The organism is Polaromonas sp. P1_G4 (assembly GCF_056405475.1).
Window position 1 is genome coordinate 1 of sequence record NZ_JBFUCA010000329.1, and the last position, 4,816, is coordinate 4,816.

At 59.6% G+C, this 4,816-nt stretch carries 6 protein-coding genes and 1 pseudogene; 2 read left to right on the forward strand and 5 right to left on the reverse strand.

Annotated elements, in window-relative coordinates:
• On the forward strand, positions 1 to 251 hold a 251-nt coding region (locus AC1D1X_RS15785; RefSeq protein ID WP_477698615.1), incomplete at its 5' end, for a BON domain-containing protein.
• A gap of 81 nt (positions 252 to 332) precedes the next feature.
• On the opposite strand, the gene AC1D1X_RS15790 is transcribed toward AC1D1X_RS15785, so the two are convergent.
• From AC1D1X_RS15790 to AC1D1X_RS15800, 3 genes are all read right to left on the reverse strand, one after another.
• Positions 333 to 1,235: an NAD(P)-dependent oxidoreductase gene (locus AC1D1X_RS15790; RefSeq protein WP_477698616.1), complete on the reverse strand. Its 903-nt coding sequence runs from the start codon at positions 1,233 to 1,235 to the stop codon at positions 333 to 335.
• 170 nt (positions 1,236 to 1,405) lie between these two features.
• Entirely contained in the window at positions 1,406 to 1,786 is a 381-nt protein-coding gene (locus tag AC1D1X_RS15795; protein ID WP_477668829.1) for a tautomerase family protein, read from the reverse strand.
• A gap of 83 nt (positions 1,787 to 1,869) precedes the next feature.
• Positions 1,870 to 2,292 carry a 4-oxalocrotonate tautomerase gene (locus tag AC1D1X_RS15800; protein ID WP_477668828.1) on the reverse strand — a complete coding sequence of 141 codons (423 nt, stop codon included), beginning with the start codon at positions 2,290 to 2,292 and terminating at the stop codon, positions 1,870 to 1,872.
• A gap of 116 nt (positions 2,293 to 2,408) precedes the next feature.
• Here AC1D1X_RS15800 and AC1D1X_RS15805 point away from each other — a divergent pair, with 116 nt between their 5' ends.
• Complete coding sequence (locus AC1D1X_RS15805) at positions 2,409 to 3,356, forward strand: LysR family transcriptional regulator (protein WP_477668827.1); 948 nt, start codon at positions 2,409 to 2,411, stop codon at positions 3,354 to 3,356.
• Here the strand turns inward: AC1D1X_RS15805 and AC1D1X_RS15810 are convergent.
• Both AC1D1X_RS15810 and AC1D1X_RS15815 read right to left on the reverse strand, forming a co-directional pair.
• A complete protein-coding gene (locus tag AC1D1X_RS15810; protein WP_477698617.1) occupies positions 3,353 to 4,489 on the reverse strand; it encodes a PilT/PilU family type 4a pilus ATPase in 1,137 nt (378 codons plus the stop codon). The genes AC1D1X_RS15805 and AC1D1X_RS15810 overlap by 4 nt on opposite strands.
• A 188-nt stretch (positions 4,490 to 4,677) precedes the next feature.
• Positions 4,678 to 4,816, reverse strand: a pseudogene (locus AC1D1X_RS15815) (twitching motility protein PilT); the annotation flags it as partial.

The following is a 4,816-nucleotide window of genomic DNA, read 5'->3' on the forward strand; positions in this document are numbered from 1 at the left end:
AGGCGATGCTGGTGGATGCCCGTGACCTGTCGTTGAACGCCTTCAAGGTGGTGACCGAGCGTGGTACGACCTACCTGATGGGGCGTGTTACACAGCGCGAGGCGGATCGCGCCACCGAAGTGGTCCGCTCCACTCCGGGTGTGCAAAAAGTCATCCGCATGTTTGAAATCATCAGCGAGGAAGAGCTGGCACGCATGCTGCCGTCAAAACCCGTCGAGCCACCCGCAGGCGCCAAACCCGCCGGGAGTTGACGTTAGTTAGGGGCGGGCAGTGCTGGCCTCGGCAGCATTGCCGCTCTGCTTTCCACCCGATTTTTCCGGTTGGCCCAGTTTCTATTTCAGGCGCTTGATCAGGCTCGATGTGTCCCAGCGCTGGCCGCCCATGGCTTGTACGTCGGCATAAAACTGGTCGACCAGGGCCGTCACAGGCAGGCGCGCACCGTTGCGCTTGGCTTCGTCCAGTACCAGGCCCAGGTCCTTGCGCATCCAGTCCACGGCAAACCCGAAGTCAAACTTGTCGGCCACCATGGTTTTGCCGCGGTTGTCGAGCTGCCAGCTTTGCGCTGCGCCCTTGCCAATCACGTCCAGGACCTGGTTGACATCCAGACCGGCCTTCTGGCCAAACGCCACCGCTTCGCTCAGGCCCTGTACCAGGCCAGCAATGCAAATCTGGTTGACCATCTTGGTAAGTTGCCCCGCGCCGCTTGGGCCCATCAGCGTGAAGGCTTTTGAAAAAGCCATGCCCACTGGTTTCACGGCCTCAAATGCTGCGGCGTCTCCGCCGCACATCACTGTGAGCGCGCCATTTTGCGCACCAGCCTGGCCACCCGAGACGGGTGCATCTATGAAGTGCAGGTCGATCTTGGAGGCCGCGGCGGAGAGTTCACGCGCCACATCGGCCGAGGCCGTGGTGTGGTCCACGAAGATGGCGCCCGGTTTCATGCCGGCCAGCGCTCCATCGTTACCCAGTACCACGCTGCGCAGGTCGGCATCATTGCCCACGCAACAGAAAATGACGTCTGCGCCTGCAGCCGCCTCGCGCGGTGTGGCGGCTGCACGGCCCTTGAACTCGCTCGTCCAGGAGGCAGCCTTGGCGGCGCTGYGGTTGTAGACCGTGACGTCGTGGCCCGCCAGCGCCAGGTGCCCGGCCATCGGGAAGCCCATGACACCGAGGCCCAGGAAGGCGACAGTACGTGAATCGGAAGTTTCGTAGGTTTTGGGGTGAATTGATGACACAGTTAAATCTCTTGAGGCCCGTCGGGCAAGGGGGTTTTGCAGCAATGATTATGGCTTGATTGCGCGCTTTGCCCAGTGAACCTCCCTGTTTTCCCATGAAGGAGCAGCTTCACATTCATGGCGCATCTCAGCGCGTTGGGGGGTGTGCAAAACAGGCTGTCCTGCCCCTTTTAACTGAATTGCATCATGCCGTTTCCAAAAGACCAGTTCTCACGCGACGTCTCAACCAGATTGATGATGACGTCGGCCGGACTAAAGCTGCAATTCGACGAGATTTGTTTTCCGATTTCCGAGAAGAGCGCCTTCTTCATGTCCAGCGATCGGCCGGGGGCGCAGAATATTTGAATAAAAACCACGTGGGCGGAGTGCGTGACYCCAAGGAATTCTTCGGAGCAAATGAGCTGGCGCGGTGCATGACGCGTGAGCGTCTGGAAGCGATCCGGCCCCGGCACATTGAAAGTGTCTACCAGGGCTTGATGCACAAGGCCCGACACGGCCGAAAGCTCTTCGTCCGGCGTGGTGTCAGGAAGGTCAATTCGTACGAGAGGCATGAAGTTTCCTGTGGGTTTAATCGGTTGGTGTGCTGTGCGGAGAGACGGAGGTGAATGGGGGCAGGGTGAGTTCCCGCGCTTGCCTAGCCCGCGGCAGCTCCAATGGCCATTCCCAGGTCGGCGTTGGTATAGGCTTTGCCGGCAATTCCCCAGGCGCCCTCCACCGCATAGGTCACGTTGACGAAGGTGCGCGCTCTCGGGTGTTTTCCCGCCTTGAGCTCGTCAATGATGTCTGTTGCCGCCTTGACGAAGTTGTCTTTCACCGACTGATCGGGGAAGGTGACAGAAGGGACCTTAACCTCTATGACCGCAAGCGACTGGGGTTTGCCGCCGGCATAGCTGTGCTCTTCAGGGTAAATGTCGACATGCCCAATGACTGCGGGAGTCATGAAGGCGTTTCCGCTGAGGCCGTGTACCTGCAGCAAGGCGCCTGCAACTCTGGAGAAAACCTCGCGCTCGCCGGCCGGCGTTAAAAGTCCCTGCGATAGCTGGATGGAGATGGGCATAAAAATCCTTTGAAGAGCGACGGCGCAACATGTCCGTGCGAAGTGAACTGTGCCCAGGATGGCGTCGGCTGGAAATCCCCCCGAATGCATAATGCTCGTGTCAAATCTGCACAAGCATGAAAAACCTCAGCCTTGACGACTTCTCGCTGTTTGCGCAGCTTGCATCTGCCCAGTCGCTCTCGACAGTAGCGAGGGACCGCAACGTTGCGGCCAGCCATATGTCGCGTTCGCTCGCGCGCATGGAGGCTCAATGCGGCCTGCGGCTGATGCACCGGACCACTCACAGCCTCTCTCTCACTGACGAAGGTGAGGTCTTCCTCGAATATGCCCAGCGCATCCTTACCGAACACAGGCAATTGCAAAACAGCTTCGCCAGCAGAAGCCGCTCAGTGGTGGGTACGGTGCGCTTGAGCATCAGCCAGATTCTTGCTGAATATGTACTGATTCCCCGGCTGGGCAAGCTGCGGGCCTTGCACCCGGAATTGAAGCTGGACCTGCATCTGGATGATCGCCTTGTCAGCATGGCCGATGAGGCGATGGATATCGTCGTGAGGGCGGGTGTTGCACCTGCGCAGACGGCCATTGCCCGTAATCTTGGAAGCCATGGGCGTGCTTTGTACGCCTCACCCGTGTATCTCAAGAAGCATGGCGTTCCGCGTGCGCCGGCAGATCTTCAATTGCACAGTCTGATATCAAATACCACTTCGATTACCCACAATCAATGGACCTTCGAAGAAAACGCGGTCGTCACCCCACTCGCGGTGCAGGGGCAGTTGCGCGTCAATAGCAGCGCTGCGGTGGTTTCACTTGCCTTGGCGGGAGCCGGCATTGCCCGGATCAACGACGTTATCGGCCGCGAGCTGGTGGCGCAAGGCCGGTTAAAGCCCGTGCTGGCCCGGCACACGGTGAGCGATGTCTATTCTATTGATGCGGTGATTCTGGCCGAACGCCATCGGGCTCCCAAAATCCGGGCCACTATCGATTACCTTCAGGCCTGCTTCGCGGCCTTTAGCCCTTCCAACTCAGCCCTTGGCCGGAACAACGCCGGCAGTTCAGCGGCTTAAACGATAGCGAAGTTTTCGGTGCCGGCCGCCAGGTCGACGGACTTGGCGCGTTGCGAGTTGAGCTTGATCTGCAGGCGCAGGTCGTTCACCGAGTCGGCGTTGCGCAGGGCATCTTCGTAGGTGATGAAGTGGCTCTCGAAGGCGTCGTACAGCGCCTGGTCGAAAGTCTGCATGCCCAGGTTGCGGCTTTTTTTCATGATCTCCTTGATTTCGGAGACTTCGCCCTTGAAGATCAGATCGGAGATCAGCGGCGAGTTGAGCATGACCTCCACCGCCGCAAAACGGCCCTTGCCGTCCTGCTTGGGCACCAGCCGCTGCGAAATCATGGCCTTGAGGTTGAGCGAGAGGTCCATCAGCAACTGGGTGCGGCGCTCTTCGGGGAAAAAGTTGATCACGCGGTCCAGCGCCTGGTTGGCGCTGTTGGCGTGCAAGGTGGCCAGGCACAGGTGGCCGGTTTCCGCGAATGCGATGGCATGTTCCATGGTTTCGCGATCGCGGATCTCGCCCATCAGGATCACGTCGGGCGCCTGGCGCAACGTGTTTTTGAGGGCCGCTTCCCAGCTGTCGGTGTCCAGGCCCACTTCACGTTGCGTGATCACGCAGTTCTTGTGCGCATGGACAAATTCCACCGGGTCTTCAATCGTGATGATGTGGCCGAACGACTGCTCGTTGCGCCAGTCGACCATGGCCGCCAGCGTGGTGGATTTACCCRAACCGGTAGAGCCCACCAAAATGGTCAGGCCGCGCTTGCTCATCACCACTTCCTTGAGCACCTGGGGCACGCCCAGCCCGTCGATGGTGGGCAGCACGGCGGGAATCGTCCGCATCACCATGCCGACCTTGCCCTGCTGGATGAACGCATTGACACGGAAGCGGCCCACGCCGGGCGGCGAGATGGCGAAATTGCATTCCTTGGTGCGTTCGAATTCGGCGGCCTGCTTGTCGTTCATGATGGAACGGGCAAGGGCGAGCGTGTGGCCGGCGTTCAGCGGCTGCGGCGACACTTTGGTCACCTTGCCGTCGACTTTCATGGCCGGTGGGAAGTCGCCTGTGATGAACAGGTCACTGCCATTACGGCTGACCATGAGTTTCAGCAGATCATTGATGAATTTACTGGCCTGGTCGCGTTCCATTTGCGACTCCTTTCAAACAAACTCTGTCGTTGCCGGAAACTCGGCAGGATCGGTGACGGTGGTTCTCTCTTCAATCAAGCAGGGGCCGCGGAACCGGCTTTGCCGGGCCGCAGGCGCAGCGGCCTCATACGTAAGGAAAGGGGCAGCGCGCCGTAGGCTCGAAGTGACAAGCGTGGGGGCCATAGCTTCTAGCCGGGGAAGTTTTCCGGGATTTTTGCCTTGCCGCGGGCTTCGGCAGCAGAAATCACATTGCGCTTCACCAGCTCGGTCAGGTTCTGGTCCAGCGTCTGCATGCCCACACTGTTGCCGGTCTGGATGGATGAATAC

Bases quoted from the DNA above. Each gene is read 5' to 3' on its own strand.
- AC1D1X_RS15800 (WP_477668828.1), bottom strand. From the start codon at position 2,292: ATGCCCATCTCCATCCAGCTATCGCAGGGACTTTTAACGCCGGCCGGC.
- AC1D1X_RS15805 (WP_477668827.1), top strand. From the start codon at position 2,409: ATGAAAAACCTCAGCCTTGACGACTTCTCGCTGTTTGCGCAGCTTGCA.